Genomic DNA, 21,219 nt, shown 5'->3' with positions numbered 1-21,219 from the left:
CACCCGGAGGAACCCGTTCCGCCGATTCTTGACCCAATTGGGCCGCGCGATGCGCTCGGATGCCCCGAGATCTCCATCGGTCCCTGTCGGTCCCTGTCGATCCCCCGGGGGCCGGCTCAGATCAGCGTGAGCTGGGTGGGGCCGGGCACCGGCTCGTCGGCGGGCTCGGGCTCGGGCTCCCTGATCCGGCGCGGCATTCCCGCGCCCGCGGGGCCGATGCCGTACTCCCGTGCCAGGTCGTGGACCTGACGGGTGATCCGGCGCTGGTACCACTTCGGGGCGTAGGAGCCGTCGGCGTACAACCGCTCGTAGCGGCGCACCAGGTGGGGGTGGTGGTGGGCCAGCCAGGCCATGAACCACTCCCGGGCCCCGGGCCGCAGGTGCAGCACCAGCGGGGTGACGGAGGTGGCTCCGGACGCCGCGATCGCCCGTACGGTGGCGCGCAGTTGGGCGGGCCGGTCGCTCAGGAACGGGATCACCGGGGCCATCAGGACACCGCAGTCGACGCCGTGCTCGCCGAGGGTCCGCACCACGTCCAGACGGCGTTCCGGCGCGGGTGTGCCCGGCTCGACCGTGCGCCACAGCTCGGTGTCGGTGAAGCCGACCGAGACCGAGATGCCGATGTCCGTCACCCGCGCGGCCTGGGTGAGCAGGTCGAGGTCGCGCAGGATCAGCGTGCCCTTGGTCAGGATCGAGAAGGGATTGGCGTGGTCGCGCAGGGCGGCGAGGATGCCCGGCATCAGCCCGTAGCGGCCCTCCGCCCGCTGGTAGCAGTCGACGTTCGTGCCCATCGCGACATGCTCCCCGTGCCAGCGGGAGGAGGCGAGCTGGCGGCGCAGCAGCTCCGGCGCGTTCACCTTCACGACGATCTGGGAGTCGAAGCCGAGGCCGGTGTCCAGGTCCAGATAGCTGTGCGTCTTGCGGGCGAAGCAGTAGACACACGCGTGCGAGCAGCCGCGGTAGGGGTTGACCGTCCACTCGAAGGGCATCCGCGAGGCCCCCGGCACCCGGTTGAGGATCGAGCGGGCCCGGATCTCGTGGAAGGTGATCCCGCGGAACTCGGGCGTGTCGAAGGTACGGGTGGTCACCGCGTCCGCGCCGAACAGCGCGGCGTCGGCCGGACGGCCGGCGGACTCCGCCGTGAGGTTCTCCCAGCGCATGAGGCCTCCTCGGGTAGCACTGGCCACAGAATAGAACACATGTTCCCTTGATCGTGCGAGCGCCTGTTCTGATCGCCTGGCGACCGCTTCCGGCACCCCGATTTGGGTGGCCGGGGACCGGGGTGGTTGGCTTGCTCCCGCCCCGAGAAGCCAGGTCCTGGAGGAAGTCAATGGCGCAGGTCGAAGCCACTACGGAGCGGGTCGTCACGGCGGACGCGGAGAAGGTGTTCGACGCTCTCGCCGACTACAGCGGCACGCGCGCGAAACTGCTGCCCCAACACTTCAGCGAGTACGAGGTGCGCGAGGGCGGCGACGGCGAGGGCACCCTCGTCCACTGGAAGCTCCAGGCCACCAGCAAGCGCGTGCGGGACTGCCTGCTGGAGGTGAGCGAACCCACCGACGGCGAGCTCGTCGAGAAGGACCGCAACTCCTCGATGGTCACCACCTGGCGGGTCACCCCGGCCGGCGAGGGCGCCTCCCGGGTCGTCGTCACCAGCGTCTGGAACGGCGCGGGCGGGGTCGGCGGCTTCTTCGAGCGCGCCTTCGCGCCCAAGGGCCTCGGCCGGATCTACGACGAGGTGCTCGCCAAGCTCGCCTCCGAGGTGGAGAAGTAGCCGCAACGGGCCGGTCCCCGCGAGGCGTTGGCCACCCCCTCCGGTCCGCTCACCGGTTCGGGTGGATCTTCTCGCTGTCCGGCGTGACGCCGTAACTCGTCGCACCTGTTCGTGGTTGTCGCTCAACGCGGGAATCGTGACAGGTGCGACGAGGGGAGCGGTACGTGCGCGGGACGACTCCGGTGCAGGACGACCCGGTCACGGCGCCCCCGGATCCGGCCCCGGCACCCGCCCCGCCCGTCGTCCTCGGGCCGCGCCGGGTGCGGCTGGTCTTCCTCGCGCTGACGCTGGCGCTGCTGCTCGCCGCGCTGGAGCAGATGATCGTCGCCACCGCGCTTCCGAAGATCGTCGGTGAGCTGCACGGCCTGGACCGGATGTCCTGGGCGATCACCGCCTACCTGCTCACCGCCACCGTCGGACTGCCGGTCTACGGCAAACTCGGCGACCTCCTCGGCCGCAAGGGCGTCTTCCAGTTCGCGATCGTCGTCTTCGTCGCCGGCTCCGCGCTCGCCGGCCGGGCGACGACCATGGACCAGCTGATCGCCTACCGCGCGGTGCAGGGTGCCGGCGCCGGCGGTCTCATGATCGGCGTTCAGGCGATCTTGGCGGACATCGTGCCGCCCCGGCGGCGCGGCCGCTACATGGGCCTGATCGGCGCCGCCTTCGGACTCGCCTCCGTCGCGGGCCCCCTGCTCGGCGGCTACTTCACCGACCATCTCACCTGGCGCTGGTGCTTCTACGTCAACGTGCCCTTCGGCCTGCTCACACTGGCCGTCGTCACCGCCGTGCTGAAACTGCCGAAACCCGCGGTGCGGGCGCGGCTCGACCTGCTCGGCGCGCTGCTGCTCGCCGCCGCCTCCACCTGCCTCGTCCTGCTGACCAGTTGGGGTGGCACCGAGTACGCCTGGGACTCGCGTGTCGTCCTCGGCCTCGGCGCGGGCGCCGCTGCCGCCGCCGCGCTGTTCGTCCTCGCCGAGCGCTTCGCCGCCGAACCCCTCATCCCGCTGCGGCTGTTCAGGGACTCCGTCTTCAACGTCACCGGCCTGGTGGGCCTGGTGATCGGCGTCGCCCTGTTCGGCGCCGCCAGCTACCTGCCGACCTTCCTCCAGATGGCCGGCGGGGCCTCGGCCACCGAGTCGGGCCTGCTGATGCTGCCGATGATGGGCGGCATCGTCGGCGCCTCGATCATCGCCGGACAGCTCATCACCCACACCGGCCGCTACAAGGTCTACCCGGTCCTCGGCAGCGCCCTCGCGGCCGCCGGCATGTGGCTGCTGTCCCACCTGGAGGCCGACACGCCCCGGCTCCAGTACAGCGTCTGGATGGCCGTCCTCGGCGCCGGCATCGGCATGGTGATGCCGGTCCTCGTCCTCGCCGTGCAGAACTCCGTGCTCCCCGCCGACCTCGGCACCGCCACCAGCGCCGGCAACTACTTCCGGCAGATCGGCGGCAGCGTCGGCGCCGCCGTCTTCGGCACGCTCTTCGCCGACCGGCTCGCCCGCGCCCTGGCCGACCGCCTCCCCGCGGGCGCCGTGCTGCCCGACCCCGAGTCCGTCACCCCCCAGCTCGTCCGCACCCTGCCGCCCGCGCTGCGCGAGGCCTACGTCCACGCCTACGCCGACGCGATGCCGCGGATCTTCCTCTACCTCGTGCCGGTGCTCGTCCTCGGTCTGCTGATCGCCTGCTTCCTCAAGGAGAAACCCCTGGTGTCCCACAACGCCCCGGCCCAGACGACACCGGTCGCGCCCCCGAGCGCCCAGGTGCCGCAGGCACGCCCCGGGGGAACCCCCCTCCCGCCCCGCTCGCCCCATGCCGCCGGCACCCCGGTCTCCGGCACCGTGCAGCACCCCGACGGGACCGTCGTGCCGCGTGCCGCGCTCACCCTCATCGACGTCACCGGCCGGCAGATCGGGCGGGGCGCGAGCGGCGAGGACGGGCGGTACGCGCTGGCCACGCCCGGCGCGGGGTCGTACGTGCTGATCGCCGCGGCGGGCGGGCACCAGCCGCAGGCGGTCTCCGTCACGGTCGGCGAACGTCCGGTGGAGCTGGACGTCGTGCTCGGCGGCGCCGGCCGGCTCGCGGGGAGCGTGCTGACCGCCGACGGCACACCGGTGCGGGACGCCGTGGTCACCCTCACCAACGTGCACGGCGAGGTCGTCGCCGGCGCGCGCAGCGGGCGCGAGGGCGGCTACGCCCTCACCGAGCTGGTGGCCGGCGAGTACACCCTCGCCGTCGGCGCGCCCGCGTTCCGCCCGGCCGCGCTGCCGGTCACCGTGCAGGCCGCCCGGGAGACCCGCCAGGACGTCGAGCTCGCCGGCGGAGCGGTCCTGCGCGGCACCGTGCGGGCCGGTGGCGGACGGCCCGTCGAGGACGCCCGGGTGACCCTGCTGGACGCGGCGGCCAACGTGGTCGACACGCTCACCACCGGGGCCGACGGCACGTTCCGGTTCGTCGACCTGTCCTCCGGCGAGTACACCGTCATCGCCTCCGGTTACCCGCCGGTCGCCACCGTGCTCCGGATGGCGGGAGGAGGCCGGACCGAGCGGGACCTCCAGCTCGGACACGAGGACTAGCAGGGCCTGGTGGGTCTGGTGGGCCTGGTGGGCCTCCCGCTCGGATCAGGCCGGGCTGCGGGCCCCGGTGCCGCGCCGCCGCGCCGCCGCGCCGTCGTCGGTCGCCCGGGGCCCGCCCTGACTCCCCGCTCCGCCGTGCGACGCACCACACCGGCCCCCGCTCCTGATCCGGCCTGATCCGGCCTGATCCAGACGAATGCCCTGGTCGCTTCCTCGCGCGGTCCCGTGCGCCGGTGCACGCCGCCGCGGGTAATTACCGTATTGCCGCACATGGTCTCCGGCGGGCGCCGTACGGTGGTGACGGCGGCACAGATCTTGCCGAGCCGTGGGGAGAGAAAGCCTTGGCCATGGACCGTGGCACCGAGAGGGACGCGCCTCCCCGCCCCGGAGCGGAAACCGGTGAGACGACGGATGCCGCCGCGGCCGGCCGTGTCCCGCTCGCCGTGGTCGTCGTGGACCGTGACGGCCTGGTCTCCCACTGGAGCAGCGGTGCGCGCCGTCTGTTCGGCGCCGCCAGGGACGAGGCGATCGGCCGGCCGGCCGCCGACCTGCTGCCGGTCTCCGGGGTGCTCCCCGACCCGCAGGACATCGGCCGGTACGACGGGTACGCCGCCTACGACGGTCTCGGCCCCGACCTGGAGTCCTCCCTCGACGGCAGGCTGGCCTACCCGGCCGCCGGCCGCGCCCGCGTCGGCGGACCGGGGCGCGGACCACACCCGACGGCGGGCCCGCCGCCCGGCGGGACGGACCGGGTGGACGTGCTGTGGTGGGCCTATCCGCTGGTGGGCCCGGGGCGGGAGCGGCTGCTGGTCCTCGCCGCCGACGCGGGCAGACTGCGGACCGAGGACCCCGAGGGCACCGGCGCGGGTGATCAGGACGCCGGCTTCCAGCGGATCGCGCCCGCCTTCGCCCTGCACACCGACTTCCCCGGCGCCGACGACCTGGCGAGGCGCCTCCCGGAGATCCTGCCCAGCATGAGCGTCGACGAAGGCGCCCGGATCGTCGGCCAGGTCCTCGAACTGGGCTACCCGGTACTGGAGTTCAGCCAGAACGACCGGGTGCCCGTCACACCCGACTGGGGCGTGCCCCGGCGTGCGGAGCGCAGGGCCCGGAGGGAGCGCGCCGCGCGCGCCCGCGCCCAGGGACTGCCCGTGCCGCAGGACCTCGGTGACGAGGCTGAGGACCTCGAGTACGCCGCCGTGCGCGAGCGCCTGGAGTTCCTGACCGAGGTCAGCGGCCGCATCGGCACCTCGCTCGACCTGGCCACCACCATCGTCGAGGTCAGCAGGGCGGTCGTGCCGCGCTTCACCGACGTCGCGGGCACCTATCTGCGCGAGCAGGTCGTCGCGGGGGAGGGCTTCCCCGAGGGCGTGCCCGACACCACCACCATGTGGCACCGGGTGGCCCTGGAACACACCGACGAACCCGGCCGCTGGGACGACGTGGTGCCGGTCGGCGAGGCCATGCCGTTCCCGGCGCACACCCCGTTCTTCCAGTGCATGACCACCGGCGAGCCCGTCCTGGTGCCGCGCATCAGCGAGCGGATGGGACACGCCATCGCCTCGCAGTTCGAGAAGCGGGACATCCGGCCCCTCATCACGGGCCGCTCCATGCTGGTCGTCCCGCTCAAGGCGCGCAGCGTCGTCCTCGGGTTCATGATCCTGCTGCGGCACCCCGAGCGCGTCGAGTTCAACGACATGGACCGCGTCACCGGCGCCGAACTCGCCGCCCGCGCGGGCCTGGTGCTCGACAATGCGCGGATGTACACCTACCAGGAGAGCGTCGCAGAGACCCTCCAGGACAGCATGCTGCCGCACATCCCGCCGCGCATGGCGGGCTGCGACATCGCCACCCGCTACCTGCCCGGCACCCTCCTCGGGCGGGTCGGCGGCGACTGGTTCGACTCCGTCAAGCTGCCCGGCGCCCGCACCGCCCTGGTCGTCGGCGACGTCATGGGTCACGGGCTCAACTCGGCCGCGATGATGGGCCAGTTGCGTACGGCCGTACAGACCATGGCCGCGCTCGACCTCCCGCCCGCCCAGCTGCTGCGCAAGCTCGACGACCTCGCCCAGCGGCTCGGCGACTCCTACCTCGCGACCTGCCTGTACGCGGTCTACGACCCGATCGCGGGCGAGCTGGAGATCGCCAACGCGGGACACATCCCGCCGGTGCTCGTGCGTGCCGCCGATGGCCGCAGCGAGCTGCTCGACCTGCCCACGGGCGCGCCCGTCGGCGTCGGCGGGGTGCCCTTCGAGTCGCTGCGGGTGCGGGTGGCGCCCGGCGACCGGCTGGTGATGTGCACCGACGGCCTGGTGGAGGTGCGCGGCGAGGACATCGGGGTGGGTCTGGCGACGCTCTGCGAGTCCGCCGCGCATCCCGCCGCCTCCATGGACGACGCCTGCGACACCATCATCCGGGCGCTGAACACCCGAGGCGGCCGCAAGGACGATGTGGCGCTGCTGATGACCCGCCTCACCGGCATCTCACCCGGTGACGTGGCCGAATGGCGGCTGGCCCGCGACCCGGCCGAGGCCGGCCGGGCGCGCGCGGCGGTCCGCGAACAGCTCCACACGTGGGGGCTGGCCGCGCTGGCGGACAACGCCGAGCTGATGGTCGGCGAGCTCGTCGCCAACGCCGTACGGCACTCCCACAGCCGCCCCGTCGACCTGCGCCTGGTGCGCGGCGACACGCTGCTGTGCGAGGTGGACGACGACGACCCCGAGCTGCCGGCCCTGCTGAGCGCCGGCCCCGGTGACGAGTCCGGGCGCGGTCTCCGGGTGGTCAGCACGCTGGCCCGTGAGTGGGGGACCAGCCGTACGAAGGCCGGCAAGACCGTCTGGTTCGAGCTGACCCTGCCGCGGCACTGACGGGCGCGTGGGGCGAGAGGGGCGCACGACCGCGCACTGCGGGTCGAACGCGGGGTGAAGGTGTGCGCCGCGCGCTTGTCGGCGGTCGCGGGGCGCGATAGACCGTACTGGCCCGTGACGTGCGGCGGGCGGCGGTCGCGACCTGGGGAGTGGGCATGAGCGTGACGAGTCGGTACCGGGACGCCTGGGAGGGCTTCTGGCGCGAGGCCCCCGACGGACAGGGGGCCGTGTTCTGGGACGCGGAGCCGGCCCTGACCGCGGGCCCGCACCTCGCCCTCTTCGAGCCGCATCTCACCGATCCGGACCTGCCCATGGTGGACCTCGGCTGCGGCAACGGCACCCAGACGCGGTTCCTCGCCGACCGCTTCCCGCACGTCATCGGCGCCGACCTGTCCGCCGCCGCCCTCGACCACGCCCGGCGTGCCGACCCGGCGGGACAGGCCGGCTACCGGCTGCTGGACGCCGCCGAGAAGGGCGAGGCGCATACCCTGCACGCCGAGATCGGCGACGCCAACGTCTATGTGCGGGGCGTGCTGCACCAGGCCGACCCCGACGACCGGCAGCCGCTGGTGGACGGCCTCGCCGCACTCGCCGGGGACCGCGGCCGGGTCTTCCTGGTCGAATTGTCCGAGGCCGCCAAGCCCGTTCTGATGGGCCTGGCACAGAGCCCGGCGGGGCCGCCGCCCAAACTCGCCCCCGTCTTCCGGCACGGCATCGCCCCGGGCGAGGTGGCCGACGTCGTCGTCCCCGCCCTGCTGCGCGCGGCCGGGCTCACCGTCCTGGCCGCCGGCGAACTGCCCCTCACCACCACGGAGTACCGGCCCGACGGAAGCCGTATCGTGCTGCCCTCGAAATGGCTGGTGGCGGGGCGTACGGACTGACCGGACGACGGTCGCCGCCCCGGTGCGCGGGACCCGGACGCACCGGGCCCGGCGGCGTCCTGGCCGATCCCCGGCCAGGCGGGTGAGCCTGCCGGAACGGCGGGTGCGGGCCACCTTGGCCGGTTCCCGCAGCGGCGCGTAACGTGACGCAGCATGAAGATCCTCATCAGCGCCGACATGGAGGGCGCCACCGGCGTGACCTGGCCGGCCGACGTGCTGCCCGGCACCCCGCAGTGGGAGCGGTGCCGGTCCATGTTCACCTCCGACGTCAACGCCGCCGTGCTGGGGTTCTTCGACGGCGGCGCGGACGAGGTGCTCGTCAACGAGGCGCACTGGAGCATGCGCAACCTGCTCCTGGAACACCTCGACGAGCGGACCGAGATGCTCACCGGCCGCCACAAGTCCCTCTCCATGGTCGAGGGCGTGCAGCACGGCGATGTCGACGGCATCGCCTTCGTCGGCTACCACGCGGGCGCCGGCGCGGAGGGCGTCCTCGCCCACACCTACCTCGCCAACTCGATCACCGGCGTGTGGCTCAACGACGTACGCGCGAGCGAGGGCCTGCTCAACGCGCACGTCGTCGCCGAGTACGGCGTGCCCGTCGTGCTGGTCACCGGCGACGACGTGGCCTGCGAGGACGCCCTCGGCTACGCGCCCGGGGCGCTGAAGGTCGCCGTCAAGGACCACGTCTCGCGGTACGCGGCCGTGTGCCGCACCCCGGCCAGGACCGCCGCCGACATCCGGGCCGCGGCCAGGGAGGCGGCCGGGCTGGCGGTGCGGTACGAGCCCACGCCCGGCGGACCGTACACCGTGGCGCTGGAGTTCGACGCCGAGCACCTCGCCATGGCCGCCACCGTCGTGCCCGGCGTGGGCCGCGTCGGCGAGCGCAGGGTGGCGTACACCAGCGACACCATGTACGAGGGGATTCGTACCTTCAAGGCGGTCACCACGATCGTCTCGGCCGCAGTGGAGGAGCAGTATGGCTGACCGGCAGGCCCTGGAGGAGGTCGTGACCTTCACGTCCGACCTCATCCGCATCGACACGACGAACCGGGGCGGCGGCGACTGCCAGGAACGGCCGGCCGCCGAGTACGCCGCCGCGCTGCTGGCCGATACGGGACTCGAACCCACCCTCCTGGAGCGGACCAGGGGCCGGACCAACGTCGTCGCCCGGATCGAGGGCACCGACCCGTCGGCGGACGCCCTGCTCGTCCACGGTCACCTCGACGTGGTGCCCGCCGAGGCCGCCGACTGGACCGTGCACCCGTTCTCCGGGGAGATCCGGGACGGGGTCGTGTGGGGCCGGGGCGCGGTCGACATGAAGAACATGGACGCGATGATCCTCGCGGTGCTCCGGTCCTGGGCGCGGGAGGGCGTACGGCCCCGCCGGGACGTGGTGGTCGCGTTCACCGCGGACGAGGAGGCCAGCGCGGAGGACGGCTCCGGGTTCCTCGCCGACCGGCACCCCGGGCTGTTCGAGGGGTGCACCGAAGGCGTCAGCGAGTCGGGGGCGTTCACCTTCCACGACGGCGCCGGCCGACAGCTATACCCGATCGCGGCCGGTGAACGCGGCACCGGCTGGCTGAAGTTGACCGCCCGCGGGCGGGCCGGGCACGGCTCCAAGGTGAACCGGGAGAACGCGGTGACCCGCCTGGCCGCCGCCGTCACCCGGATCGGCGAGCACGAGTGGCCGCTGCGACTGACCCCGACCGTGCGCGCCGCCCTCACCGAACTCGCCGTGCTCTACGGCATCGAGCCCGACCTGAGCGACGTGGACGTGCTCCTGGACAAGCTCGGCCCGGCGGCCGCGCTCGTCGAGGCCACCGTCCGCAACAGCGCCAACCCGACCATGCTGGACGCCGGTTACAAGGTCAACGTCATTCCGGGAGAGGCCGTCGCGCACGTCGACGGGCGCTTCCTCGCGGGCGGCGAGGACGAGTTCCGCGCGACCCTCGACCGGCTCACCGGTCCGGACGTGAGCTGGGAGTTCGTGCACCGGGAGGTGGCCCTCCAGGCGCCGGTGGACTCGGTGACGTACGCCAGGATGGCCGATGCCGTGCGGGAGTTCGCGCCCGAGGGGCACGTGGTGCCGTACTGCATGTCCGGCGGCACGGACGCCAAGCAGTTCTCGCGCCTCGGCATCACCGGCTACGGGTTCGCGCCGCTGAAGCTCCCCGAGGGCCTCGACTACCAGGCCCTCTTCCACGGTGTCGACGAGCGGGTGCCGGTCGAGGCGCTGCGTTTCGGCGTGCGGGTACTCGACCGCTTCCTGCGCACGGCCTAGAGGGTGGAGGACGACATGCGGACGCTGGCCTACGGTTCCTGGCCCTCACCGGTCGACGCGGCGCTCGCCGCCGCGCACGAGGGGCACCCCGAGTACGTGGGGTTCGTCGGCGACGAGGTGTGGTGGACCGAGCCGCGCCCCGCCGAGGGCGGCCGTCGCGCCCTCGTGCGCCGGCACGGCGACGGCCGGGAGGAGTCGGTGCTGCCGGCCCCGTGGAACGTGCGCAGCCGTGTCATCGAGTACGGCGGAACCCCCTGGACGGGGGTCACGGACGAGGACGGACCCCTCGTCGTGTTCGTGCACTTCCCCGACCAGCGGCTGTACCGGTACCGGCCGGGCGGCGAGCCGCTGCCGCTCACCCCGGTGTCCCCGGTAGGCGGCGGACTGCGCTGGGCACAGCCGCAGGTGCGTCCCGCCGACGGCGAGGTCTGGTGCGTCCTGGAGGAGTTCACCGGCGACGGGCCCTCCGACGTGCGCCGCGTCCTGGCCGCGGTGCCGCTGGACGGATCGGCGGCCGACGACCGCGGCGCCGTGCGTGAACTCACCGACGACCGGCACCGGTTCGTCACCGGCGCCCGGCTCTCACCCGACGGCCGGCGCGCGGCCTGGCTCGCCTGGGACCACCCGCGCATGCCGTGGGACGGCACGGAACTCCTCGTCGCCGAGGTCGCCGCCGACGGCACCCTCGGCGAGCCCCGGACCGTGGCCGGCGGCCCCGACGAGTCGATCCCGCAGGCCGAGTGGGCGCCCGACGGCTCCCTGCTGTACGCGAGCGACCGCACCGGCTGGTGGAACCTCCACCGCGACGGACAACCGCTGTGCCCGCGCGAGGAGGAGTTCGGCGGACCCCTGTGGAAGCTCGGCCAGCGCTGGTTCGCGCCGCTGGACAACGGTCTCGTCGCCGTCGTCCACGGTCGCGGCGCCACCACCCTCGGGATCCTCGACCCGGAGACCGGCGAGGTCGTCGACACGGCCGGACCCTGGACGGAGTTCTCACCGACCCTCGCGACGTACGGTGAGCGGATCGTCGCCGTCGGGGCGAGTCCGCGCAGCGCGTACGAGGTGGTCGAACTGGACACCAGGACCGGCCGGTCCCGGGTGATCGGCGCCGCGCGCGACGACGCCGTGGACCCCGCCTACTGTTCCGAACCGCTGATCCGCACCTTCACCGGCCCGGACGGACGAGAGGTGCACGCCCACGTCCACCCGCCGCACCACCCCGGCTGCACGGCGCCCGGCGGCGAACTGCCGCCGTACGTGGTGTGGGCGCACGGCGGCCCCACCGGGCGCTCCCCGCTCGTCCTGGACCTGGAGATCGCCTACTTCACCTCGCGGGGCATCGGGGTCGCCGAGGTCAACTACGGGGGCTCGACCGGGTACGGCCGGGAGTACCGCAACCGGCTGCGCGAACAGTGGGGGGTCGTCGACGTCGAGGACTGCGCCGCGGTCGCGCTGGCCCTCGCCGACGAGGGCGCCGCCGACCGCGACCGGCTCGCCGTGCGCGGCGGCAGCGCGGGCGGCTGGACCGCGGCCGCGTCGCTCGTCACCACCGACGTCTACGCCTGCGGCACGATCAGCTACCCGATCCTCGACCTGGCGGGCTGGGCCACCGGGGAGACCCACGACTTCGAGTCGCGGTACCTGGAGACCCTGATCGGGCCGTACGCCGAGGTGCCCGGCCGGTACGCGGAGCGCTCGCCCACCGAACACGCCGACCGCGTCACCGTGCCCTTCCTGCTGCTCCAGGGCCTCGACGACGTGATCTGCCCGCCCGCGCAGAGCGAACGCTTCCTGGCCCGGATGGCCGCACGAGGCGTCCCGCACACCTACCTCGCCTTCGAGGGTGAGGGCCACGGATTCCGCCGGGCCGACACCATGGTCCGCGCCCTGGAGGCCGAACTCGGCCTGTACGCCCACGTCTTCGGGCTGAACCCGCCCGGTGTCCCGGCCTGGGAGCCGACCACGTGAGGCCCCTGCTGCGGCCGCCCCGGCTCGTCCCCGGCGCCCGCGTGGCCGTCGTCGCGACCAGCGGACCCGTGGCCGAGGAACGCCTCCAGGCAGGCCTCGACCTGCTGCGCGGCTGGGACCTCGACCCGATCGTGGGCCCCCATGTACTGGACCGGCACGGCGAGTTGGGGTACCTGGCGGGCTCGGACGCCGACCGGGCCGCGGACCTCCAGCGCGCGTGGTGCGACCCGTCCGTGCGGGCCGTGCTGTGCGCGCGGGGCGGCTACGGCGCGCAGCGGACGGTGGATCTGCTCGACTGGGACGCGATGCGCGCCGCCGGGCCGAAGGTCCTGGCCGGCTTCAGCGACATCACCGTGCTCCACCAGGCGTTCGCCGCCCGGCTCGGCCTGGTCACCCTGCACGGGCCCGCGGCGGCCGGCGTGGACTTCGTGAAGAACACGCGGGCCCGTGAGCACCTGCGCGCCACGCTCTTCACGCCGGAGTCGGTCCGCGCCCTCACCGCCACGGGCGGCGGCGCCCTGGTCGGCGGCCGGGCGCGCGGGGTCACGTTCGGCGGCTGCCTGAGCATGCTCACCTCCGACCTGGGCACCCCGTACGCCCTGACCGCCGCCCGGGGCGGGCTGCTCCTGCTGGAGGACGTCGGCGAACCGGCGTACCGCGTCGACCGCATGCTGACCCAACTGCTGCGCAGCGGCCTGCTGGACGGGGTCGCGGGCGTCGCCCTCGGCTCGTGGGCGCGCTGCGGCCCCTACGACGCGGTGCGCGCGGTCCTCGCCGACCGGCTCGGCAGCCTCGGCGTGCCCGTCGTCGAGGAGTTCGGGTTCGGCCACTGCGAGGGCGCGCTGACGGTCCCGCTCGGCGTGAGCGCCGAACTCGACGCGGACGCGGGCACGTTGACGCTGGACGAAGCCGCACTGCGCTGACGGGCGGCCGGCGCGGGCGGGCGGTGCCACGGGTCGGGATGCCATGAGGGGGCGGGGGCGGCCCGGGTGGCCGAGGCGCGACCCACGCGCCGCGGGACGGCCCCGCGGGTCCGCGGTGCCACTCGTACGGCCCAGTCTCCCGCTCCACGGACCGGCGCTCACCGCGCGGGACCGGCAGGGGCCGACCATGCTGGTCGTATGAGTCCGAAGACCTCCGGCAGCGGTGGCCGGACCGGTGAGGGCAGGCGGACCCTCACGCCCGCCAGGGTCGCCGTGCTGCTGCTCGCCGTACTCGCCCTGGTCCTCATCTTCGAGAACACCCGCGCCACCAGGATCAGGCTGCTGGTGCCCGAGGTGACGACGCCCCTGTGGGCGGCGCTGCTCGCCACCGGCGCCATCGGCGCGCTGTGCGGGGCGTACTTCGGGAGACGGCGGAGCTGAGCGCCAGGCCGGACGGGCGCCGTAAGGTGATCAGGTGCCTCATCACGCTTCCCGCTATCTCGCCGAAGGCCCCCGGGTGGGCATACGGCCCTTCACCTTCGAGGACGGCGCGGAGTTCACCGCCCGCGCCCGGGAGAGCAAGGACCTGCATCACCCCTGGCTCTTCCCGCCGGACCGGGTCGCCGCCTACACCGCGTACGCCGGCCGGCTGATCGACGACCCCGCCAGGGCGGGGTTCCTGGTGTGCGAGAAGGACAGCGGCGGCATCGCCGGGTTCATCAACATCAACAACATCGTCGAGGGTGGCTTCCAGTGCGGGGCGCTCGGCTACGGCGCCTTCGCGCACGCCGCCGGGCGCGGGCTGATGCGCGAGGGGCTGGGTCTCGTGGTGCGCCACGCGTTCGGGCCGATGCGGCTGCACCGGCTGGAGATCAACGTGCAGCCCGGCAACGCCGCCTCCATCGCGCTCGCCCGCGCCTGCGGGTTCCGGCTGGAGGGCTTCTCGCCCGCCATGCTCTTCCTCGACGGCGCCTGGCGCGACCACGAGCGCTGGGCGATCACCGTCGAGATGACCGGCCCGCGGACCTCCGGTTGAACGACGGACGCGGGCCGCGCCGGCCGGTCACCCTCTGCGGTCCACGTACTCGTAGACCGCGCCGTCCGGGTGCATCGCGATCAGGTTGCGGCCCACCGGTGTCGCGACCGGGCCCGCGATGATGCGCGCGCCCAGTTCGCTCAGCACCTCGTGGGCCTCCTCGACGTCCTTGACGGCGATCGTCGCGGCGACCTTGCGCAGCAGCTCCAGTTCGGCTGCCGGACCGCTCATCAGCAGAAAGCAGCCGACCGCGGCCACTTCGACGCCGCCGCGCTCGAAACGCAGGGCCGTGCCGCCCGACAGGCGCTCGTAGAACGGGACCGCGGTCTCCAGGTCGTCGACGCATACGCGCAGCGTGGCTCCCAGAATGTCCATGCGCACAAGCCTAGTTGGGGTGATCGGCGCGGGGGAGGAAAAGGCGTCGGGAAAGGGCGGGACGGGGAAAGGGGGGCCTCACGCGTCGAAGTGCGGGTAGCCGGACGTCATGGACCGCTTGGAACACCTGGAGCATCCGGACCGCGAACTCGTCGACGAACTGGCGCGGGTGACGCGCGAGACCGTGCGCGACGAACTGCGCGAGCAGACCCGCAAGCAACGCCGTACGGCCGCCCTGTACGCGGCGTCCGGCGCCGCCGCCCTGTACGCGGGAGCGGCCGTCGCCCTCGCCGTCGGCCTCGCCCTGGCCCTCGGCCTGCCCGACTGGGCGGCCGCACTGATCACCGCGGTGATCCTGGGCGCCGTCGCCTACGCGCTGCGCGAGGCGGCCCGGCCCGGCGGGTCACTCGCGGGACGGCTCGGCACGGGCCACGGTGCCGTCGCCGGTGACGAGCGGGGCGCGGACGGACAGCCCGTCCCGGACGGGGCGGAGCCCGCCGCGGCCACCGTCCCGGACGGGGCGGCACCCGCCGCGGCCGCCGGCGGACCGGGCGTCCCCGTCCCGCCCATGCCCTCCGTGCCGCCCGCCGCGAGCCCGGCGGCCGCCGCCCGCCCGGACGACACCGGCCCCCGGCCGCCGCACCGGCCGGCGTGACGCGGCGCGGGCGGTCAGGACGACCGAAGGCGCGGCGGGACGGTGACAACCGCCCGCCGCGCCTTTCGGATATGCGCCTCGCCCGCGCCCGCCCGGACGGCACCGCCGCGCCTTCCGGGTACCCGCCTCACCCGTGGGCACCTCTCCGGGGAGCGCCCCGCTCGTGCGGCGCGGGTGTCCTCGCGGCCGCCGGTGCGCAAACCTCACCCCCGAAGCCGCGGCAGCACCTTCGTGCGGTAGAAGTCGAAGAAGCCGCGCTGGTCGGGGCCGATCTGGCTGACGTAGATCCGGTCGAAGCCCGCGTCGGCGAAGGCGGTCAGCGCGGCGACGTGTTCCTCGACGTCGTCCCCGCACACCGCGTTCTCCCGCACCATGTCCTCGGTGACCAGCGGCTCCAACTGCTCGAAGTGACGCGGGGAGGGCAGGATCTGGGCCATCTCGCCCGGCAGTTGCTCGTTGTACCAGAGCTTGCGCACGGTACGGACGGCCTCGTCGCGGTCCGTGCCGTAGCAGACCTTGGTGCCGCCGCTCACCGGCTTGGCGCCCCCGCCGCCCTTGCGGAACTGCTCGACCATGGACGCCTCGGGCATCATCGTGACGTAGCCGTCGGCCACCCGCGCCGCGAGTTTCGTCGCCGCCGGACCGAAGCCCGAGACGTCGATCGGAACGGGCTCGTCGGGGACCGTGTACAGGCGGGCGTTCTCCACCTTGTAGTGCGTGCCGTAGTGGCTGACCTCCTCGCCCGTGAACAGTCGGCGCATCACCTGGATCGCCTCCTCCAGCATCTCCAGGCGGACGTTGGCGGGCGGCCAGACATGGCCGAGGATGTGCTCGTTGAGGGCCTCGCCGCTGCCGACGCCCAGCCGGAAGCGGCCGTTGGTCATCACGGCGGCCGTCGCCGCGGCCTGGGCCACCACCGCGGGATGCATCCGCACGGTCGGGCAGGTCACGGCCGTGCCGATGGGCAGCGACACCGCCTCCGAGATCGCGCCGATCACCGACCAGACGAACGGGCTCTGTCCCTGGGCGTCGTTCCACGGGTGGTAGTGGTCCGAGATCCACAGCGACTGGAAACCGGCCTGTTCGGCCATCCTCGCCTGCTCGACCAGGTCGGCGGGGCCGAACTCCTCGCACGACAGGAAGTAGCCGTATTCGGGCATGGGGGTACCTCCGGTGACTCCGCCGCGGAGGCGGATCGGGGGCGCCGCGGCGGGGGGCGGATCGGGTCGACGCCCGGGTACCCGGAGTCCGGGACGGAAACCGGGCCACGTTTGGGCGCTCCGGCCAGGGGGACGCGGAAGGCTCCCGAGCCATGCGACAGCGCCGGGGGCCGACCGTGAGCGGTGCACCCGCCGAGGCTCACGACCCTGCCACGCGATCCGGCGGCGCGCCGGACGCGCCCGCGGAAGGAGATTCATGAACACCGCTGAACTCGTCGAACTGGGACAGCAGTTGCGCGTGGACAGTGTGCGTGCCGCGGCCGCGGCGGGCTCAGGACACCCGACCTCCTCGATGTCGGCCGCCGACCTGATGGCCGTACTCCTCGCCCACCACCTCCACTACGACTTCGAGCGCCCCGACCACCCCGGCAACGACCGCTTCATCCTCTCCAAGGGGCACGCCTCGCCCCTGCTGTACGCCGCCTACAAGGCGGCCGGCGCCCTCGACGACAGCGAACTGCTCACGTTCCGCAAACTGGGCAGCCGCCTGGAAGGACACCCCACGCCCCGGCGGCTGCCGTGGGTCGAGACGGCCACCGGCTCGCTCGGCCAGGGACTGCCCGTCGGCGTCGGCATCGCGCTGTCCGGCAAGCGGCTGGAGCGCACCGGCTACCGCGTCTGGGTGATGTGCGGGGACAGCGAACTGGCCGAGGGCTCCGTCTGGGAGGCCGCCGAGCACGCCGGGCACGAGCACCTCGACAACCTGACCGCGATCGTCGACGTCAACCGGCTCGGTCAGCGCGGCCCCACCCGGCACGGCCACGACCTCGACGCCTACGCCCGCCGCTTCCAGGCGTTCGGCTGGCACACCGTCGAGATCGACGGGCACGACGTCGACGCGATCGACCGCGCCTACGGCGAGGCCGCGTCGACGACCGGCCAGCCGACCGCGATCCTCGCCCGCACCCTGAAGGGCAAGGGCGTCGCCGCGGTCCAGGACCGGGAGGGTCTGCACGGCAAGCCGCTGCCGGACGCCGACGAGGCGATCGCCGAACTCGGCGGCCCGCGCGACCTGGCCGTCCGGGTGCAGGAACCGCCGGCCGCACGCCTGCTGCACGCCGTACGGACCGGCGACGACGCGGAGCTGCCCCGCTTCGACCGGGACGAGGACGGCAAGGGTGTCGCCACCCGGGACGCCTACGGGCAGGCGCTCGCCGCGCTCGGCGGGGCACGCGGCGACGTCGTGGTCCTGGACGGCGAGGTCGGCGACTCCACCCGTTCGGAGCTCTTCGCGAAGGACCACCCCGACCGCTACTTCGAGTGCTACATCGCCGAGCAGCAGATGGTCGGCGCCGCGGTGGGCCTCGCGGCGCGCGGCTGGGTGCCGTACGCCGGCACGTTCGCGTCCTTCCTGACCCGCGCCCACGACTTCATCCGCATGGCCGCGGTCAGCGGCTCCGGCATCAACCTCGTCGGGTCGCACGCGGGCGTGGCGATCGGCGAGGACGGGCCGAGCCAGATGGGCCTGGAGGACCTCGCGATGATGCGGTCGGTGTACGGCTCGACCGTCCTGTACCCGTGCGACGCCAACCAGACCGCGAAGCTGGTGGCGGAGATGGCCGGCCTGGAGGGCGTCCGCTACCTGCGCACCTCGCGCGGTGCCGCACCGGTCCTCTACGGGCCCGACGAGCGGTTCCCCGTCGGCGGCAGCAAGGTGCTGCGCTCCTCGGAGCAGAACCGGCTGACGATCGTCGCCGCGGGCGTCACCGTGCACGAGGCGCTGAAGGCCGCCGACGCCCTGCTGGAGGAGGGCATCCGGGTGCGGGTCGTCGACCTGTACTCGGTCAAGCCCGTCGACCGGCCCACCCTGTGGCAGGCCGCCGAGGAGACCGGCTGCCTGCTGACCGTGGAGGACCACCACGCGGAGGGCGGGATCGGCGACGCCGTCCTCGACGCGTTCACCGACGGGCGTCCCGTGCCGCGGCTCGTGCGTCTCGCCGTCCGGACGATGCCCGGCTCCTCCTCACCGGACGAGGCGCTGCACGCCGCGGGTATCGACGCCGAGGCCGTCGTCGCGGCGGGCCGGCTGCTGGTGGAGGAGGCGGTCGTGCGGTGAGCGGGGACGACACCCGCTCGGTGCGGGCCGGGAAGCGGACGGTGCGTGTGCACCGGCCCGGCAAGGTGCTCTTCCCCGGCGGCGGGGACGCGAAGGAGTACACCAAGGGCGACCTCGTCGACTACTACCGGGCCGTGGCCCCGTTCATGGTGCCGCACCTGCGTGGCCGTCCGCTGATGCTGGAGCGGCACCCGGACGGCGTCGACGGCCCCCGTTTCATGCAGAAGAACACCCCGGACAGCTACCCGGACTGGATCACCCGCGTCGAGGTCCCCAAGGAGGGCGGCACCGTCTGCCACCCGGTGTGCGACGACACCGCCACGCTCCTGTACCTCGCCGACCAGGCCGCGCTCACCCTGCACCGCTGGCTGTCGCGCACCGGGCGGCTGGAGCGGCCCGACCGGATGGTGTTCGACCTCGACCCGGCCGGGGACGACTTCGAGGCGGTGCGCTCGGCGGCCCGGCTGCTGGGCGAGCTGCTCGACGAACTCGCCCTGCCCTCGTGGCTGATGACCACCGGCTCACGCGGTCTGCACGTCGTCGTCCCGCTCACCGGGAGCGACGACGTCGACACGGTGCGCGCGTTCAGCCGGGCCGTCGCCGACACCCTCGCCGAGGCGCACCCGGCCGCGCTGACCACCGCCGCCCGCAAGAAGGAACGCGGTGACCGGCTCTACCTCGACGTGGGCCGCAACGCCTACGCGCAGACAGCCGTCGCGCCCTTCAGCGTCCGCGCGCTGCCCGGCGCTCCGGTCGCCACCCCGATCACCTGGTCCCAGCTGGACGACCCGGACGTCCATGCCCGCCGCTGGAGCGTCGCCGACGCCGTCGAGCAGGCGCGCACCCGCCCCTGGGCCGGCCTGTCGCGCGGCGGCCGCGCCCTCGGACCGGCTCGGCGCAGGCTCGACAGACTGCGCGGCTGACCGGCCCGGCCCGGAAGGTTTGCCGACCGACATCGAGGCCACACGAAGTGGAGAGGTGACGATGTCGAACACAAAGAACACATCAAACTCTCACGATTCACAGAATGCACCCGAAGAGGACGAAGAAGGTACGGAAGACACCGTGACGGATGACCGGCCCAGCCCCATGGACGTGCTGCGCGGCGCTCGCTCGCAGCTCGCGGAGCTGACAGGCATGGAAGCCGAGAGCGTCTCGTCGTTCGAGAAGACCGCGGACGGCTGGTCGCTCGACGTGGAGGTCCTGGAGCTCTCCCGCGTGCCCGACACGATGAGCCTGATGGCCAGCTACCAGGTGGACCTCGACCGGGACGGACAGCTCACCGGTTACCGCCGTGTCCGCCGCTATGAACGCGGCCGGTCCGACGCACGCAGGTCCGGCGGCCGCTAGGCCGTCCGGAACCGCGACCACACCCACACCCGAAGCCAGAGAGAAGGAGGCACGGTCGGCATGACCGTAGTTCCGGCACAGCAGGGCGGCGGCGGAGGCGGCAGCAGCGGCCTTTACGACGTTCTTGAGCTCATTCTCGACAGGGGGCTGGTGATCGACGCGTTCGTGCGGGTCTCCCTCGTCGGCATCGAGATCCTGAAGATCGACGTACGTGTCGTCGTGGCCAGCGTCGACACCTATCTGCGCTTCGCCGAGGCGTGCAACCGGCTCGACCTGGAGTCCGGACCGCACAAGAGCCCCGGTCTGCCCGACCTCGTCGGCGAGATGACCGAGTCCGGCGCGCGCGGCAAGTCCAAGGGAGCGCTGTCCGGCGCCGCCGAGACCATCTCGGGCGCCTTCAAGGAGGCGCGTGAGGAGAGCCGGCCCGAGCCCCGGCCCCGGGCCCGGAAGTCCACGGCTTCCCGCAGGAAGGAGGAGGCGGAGTGAGTACCTACGTCTACGGCATCACGGCCGCCTCGCACCCCGCGCTGCCCGACGGGATGGACGGTGTCGGAAACCCGGCGCGTCCCGTGCGCATCCTCAAGGCGGGCGAGCTCGCGGCCGTCGTCAGCGACGCGCCGGAGGGACTGCGCCCCAAGCGCAAGGACCTCCTCGCGCACCAGAACGTACTGACCGAGGCGGGTGCCGACGCCTGCGTGCTGCCCATGCGGTTCGGCAGCGTCGCCCCCGACGACGCGTCGATCACCCAGGTGCTCACCGAGCGCGCCGAGCACTACAAGGAGCGCCTGGCGACGCTCGACGGCAAGGTCGAGTACAACGTCAAGGCCGTGCACGACGAGGAGGCCGTGCTGCACCGCGTGATGTCCGAGAACTCGGAGATCCGCGCGATGACGGAGGCCAACCGGCAGTCCGGCGGCGGCTCCTACGAGCAGAAGCTGCAGCTCGGCGAGATGGTCGTGGCCGCGGTCCAGGCCCGGGAGGCCGAGGACGCGGCCGAGGTGCGCAGTGCCCTGGAGTCCGTGGCCGCCGCCGTGAGCGTGGGGCCCGAGTCCTCGGGCTGGCTGGCGAACGTCTCCTTCCTCGTCGACCGCGACGAGGCAGAGCAGTTCCTCGCCGCCGTGGAGCAGGTCCGCGCCGCCCATCCGCACGTCGACCTGCGGATCAACGGCCCGCTGCCGCCCTACAGCTTCGTCGAGCCCGGCCCCGCCGAGCCCGCGGGCACCACGATCGGGGCGGACGCCGGCAAGGAGTGATCCC

19 protein-coding genes are annotated in these 21,219 nt (G+C 73.6%); 16 read left to right on the top strand and 3 right to left on the bottom strand.

Going from position 1 to position 21,219, the window contains the following annotated elements; genetic code table 11:
• Positions 1 to 116 precede the first annotated feature (116 nt).
• Complete coding sequence (locus AC07AZ_RS00725) at positions 117 to 1,160, bottom strand: Rv2578c family radical SAM protein (protein ID WP_478842302.1); 1,044 nt, start codon at positions 1,158 to 1,160, stop codon at positions 117 to 119.
• Between the two features lie 170 nt (positions 1,161 to 1,330).
• Between AC07AZ_RS00725 and AC07AZ_RS00720 the strand changes: the two genes are divergently transcribed.
• From AC07AZ_RS00720 to AC07AZ_RS00675, 10 genes are all read left to right on the top strand, one after another.
• Positions 1,331 to 1,774 carry an SRPBCC family protein gene (locus tag AC07AZ_RS00720; RefSeq protein WP_478842300.1) on the top strand — a complete coding sequence of 148 codons (444 nt, stop codon included), beginning with the start codon at positions 1,331 to 1,333 and terminating at the stop codon, positions 1,772 to 1,774.
• 164 nt (positions 1,775 to 1,938) lie between these two features.
• The gene (locus AC07AZ_RS00715) at positions 1,939 to 4,347 is read left to right on the top strand and encodes an MFS transporter (protein ID WP_478842298.1); all 2,409 of its coding nucleotides are present in this window, start codon (positions 1,939 to 1,941) and stop codon (positions 4,345 to 4,347) included.
• 347 nt (positions 4,348 to 4,694) lie between these two features.
• On the top strand, positions 4,695 to 7,214 hold the full coding sequence (locus AC07AZ_RS00710) for an ATP-binding SpoIIE family protein phosphatase (RefSeq protein WP_478842296.1): 2,520 nt from the start codon (positions 4,695 to 4,697) through the stop codon (positions 7,212 to 7,214).
• A gap of 155 nt (positions 7,215 to 7,369) precedes the next feature.
• A complete protein-coding gene (locus tag AC07AZ_RS00705; RefSeq protein WP_478842294.1) occupies positions 7,370 to 8,095 on the top strand; it encodes a class I SAM-dependent methyltransferase in 726 nt (241 codons plus the stop codon).
• 153 nt (positions 8,096 to 8,248) lie between these two features.
• Entirely contained in the window at positions 8,249 to 9,082 is an 834-nt protein-coding gene (locus AC07AZ_RS00700; protein ID WP_478842292.1) for a M55 family metallopeptidase, read from the top strand.
• Positions 9,075 to 10,379 (top strand): M20/M25/M40 family metallo-hydrolase, encoded by a 1,305-nt coding sequence (locus AC07AZ_RS00695; RefSeq protein WP_478842290.1) that lies wholly within the window; start codon positions 9,075 to 9,077, stop codon positions 10,377 to 10,379. Before AC07AZ_RS00700 ends, AC07AZ_RS00695 begins: the two co-directional genes overlap by 8 nt.
• Positions 10,380 to 10,394: 15 nt before the next feature.
• Entirely contained in the window at positions 10,395 to 12,347 is a 1,953-nt protein-coding gene (locus tag AC07AZ_RS00690) for a prolyl oligopeptidase family serine peptidase (RefSeq protein WP_478842288.1), read from the top strand.
• Positions 12,344 to 13,270 carry a S66 peptidase family protein gene (locus AC07AZ_RS00685; RefSeq protein ID WP_478842286.1) on the top strand — a complete coding sequence of 309 codons (927 nt, stop codon included), beginning with the start codon at positions 12,344 to 12,346 and terminating at the stop codon, positions 13,268 to 13,270. The genes AC07AZ_RS00690 and AC07AZ_RS00685 overlap by 4 nt, the downstream gene beginning before the upstream one ends.
• 198 nt (positions 13,271 to 13,468) lie before the next feature.
• Positions 13,469 to 13,711 carry a DUF1049 domain-containing protein gene (locus AC07AZ_RS00680; protein WP_478842284.1) on the top strand — a complete coding sequence of 81 codons (243 nt, stop codon included), beginning with the start codon at positions 13,469 to 13,471 and terminating at the stop codon, positions 13,709 to 13,711.
• 34 nt (positions 13,712 to 13,745) lie between these two features.
• Positions 13,746 to 14,306 (top strand): GNAT family N-acetyltransferase, encoded by a 561-nt coding sequence (locus AC07AZ_RS00675; RefSeq protein ID WP_478842282.1) that lies wholly within the window; start codon positions 13,746 to 13,748, stop codon positions 14,304 to 14,306.
• A gap of 27 nt (positions 14,307 to 14,333) precedes the next feature.
• Here AC07AZ_RS00675 and AC07AZ_RS00670 read toward each other — a convergent pair whose 3' ends face one another.
• A complete protein-coding gene (locus AC07AZ_RS00670; protein WP_478842280.1) occupies positions 14,334 to 14,681 on the bottom strand; it encodes a VOC family protein in 348 nt (115 codons plus the stop codon).
• A gap of 109 nt (positions 14,682 to 14,790) precedes the next feature.
• Here AC07AZ_RS00670 and AC07AZ_RS00665 point away from each other — a divergent pair, with 109 nt between their 5' ends.
• Positions 14,791 to 15,336, top strand: coding sequence for a phage holin family protein (locus AC07AZ_RS00665; RefSeq protein WP_478842278.1), 546 nt, complete (start codon positions 14,791 to 14,793; stop codon positions 15,334 to 15,336).
• A 203-nt stretch (positions 15,337 to 15,539) separates the two neighbouring features.
• On the opposite strand, the gene AC07AZ_RS00660 is transcribed toward AC07AZ_RS00665, so the two are convergent.
• Entirely contained in the window at positions 15,540 to 16,496 is a 957-nt protein-coding gene (locus AC07AZ_RS00660) for an LLM class F420-dependent oxidoreductase (RefSeq protein ID WP_478842276.1), read from the bottom strand.
• 256 nt (positions 16,497 to 16,752) lie between these two features.
• On the opposite strand from AC07AZ_RS00660, the gene AC07AZ_RS00655 reads away from it, so the two are divergent.
• The 5 genes from AC07AZ_RS00655 (at position 16,753) to AC07AZ_RS00635 (ending at position 21,215) form a co-directional block, all read left to right on the top strand.
• Positions 16,753 to 18,612: a transketolase gene (locus tag AC07AZ_RS00655; protein ID WP_478842274.1), complete on the top strand. Its 1,860-nt coding sequence runs from the start codon at positions 16,753 to 16,755 to the stop codon at positions 18,610 to 18,612.
• A complete protein-coding gene (ligD, locus tag AC07AZ_RS00650; protein ID WP_478842272.1) occupies positions 18,609 to 19,535 on the top strand; it encodes a non-homologous end-joining DNA ligase in 927 nt (308 codons plus the stop codon). Before AC07AZ_RS00655 ends, ligD begins: the two co-directional genes overlap by 4 nt.
• A gap of 61 nt (positions 19,536 to 19,596) precedes the next feature.
• Positions 19,597 to 19,962 (top strand): gas vesicle protein GvpO, encoded by a 366-nt coding sequence (locus tag AC07AZ_RS00645; RefSeq protein WP_478842270.1) that lies wholly within the window; start codon positions 19,597 to 19,599, stop codon positions 19,960 to 19,962.
• A 60-nt stretch (positions 19,963 to 20,022) separates the two neighbouring features.
• Complete coding sequence (locus tag AC07AZ_RS00640) at positions 20,023 to 20,448, top strand: gas vesicle structural protein GvpA (protein ID WP_478842268.1); 426 nt, start codon at positions 20,023 to 20,025, stop codon at positions 20,446 to 20,448.
• Positions 20,445 to 21,215 carry a GvpL/GvpF family gas vesicle protein gene (locus tag AC07AZ_RS00635; RefSeq protein WP_478842266.1) on the top strand — a complete coding sequence of 257 codons (771 nt, stop codon included), beginning with the start codon at positions 20,445 to 20,447 and terminating at the stop codon, positions 21,213 to 21,215. Before AC07AZ_RS00640 ends, AC07AZ_RS00635 begins: the two co-directional genes overlap by 4 nt.
• Positions 21,216 to 21,219 lie beyond the last annotated feature (4 nt).

Source organism: Streptomyces sp. NPDC043878 (assembly GCF_056435735.1).
This window is presented reverse-complemented; position numbering and strand designations above follow the sequence as displayed.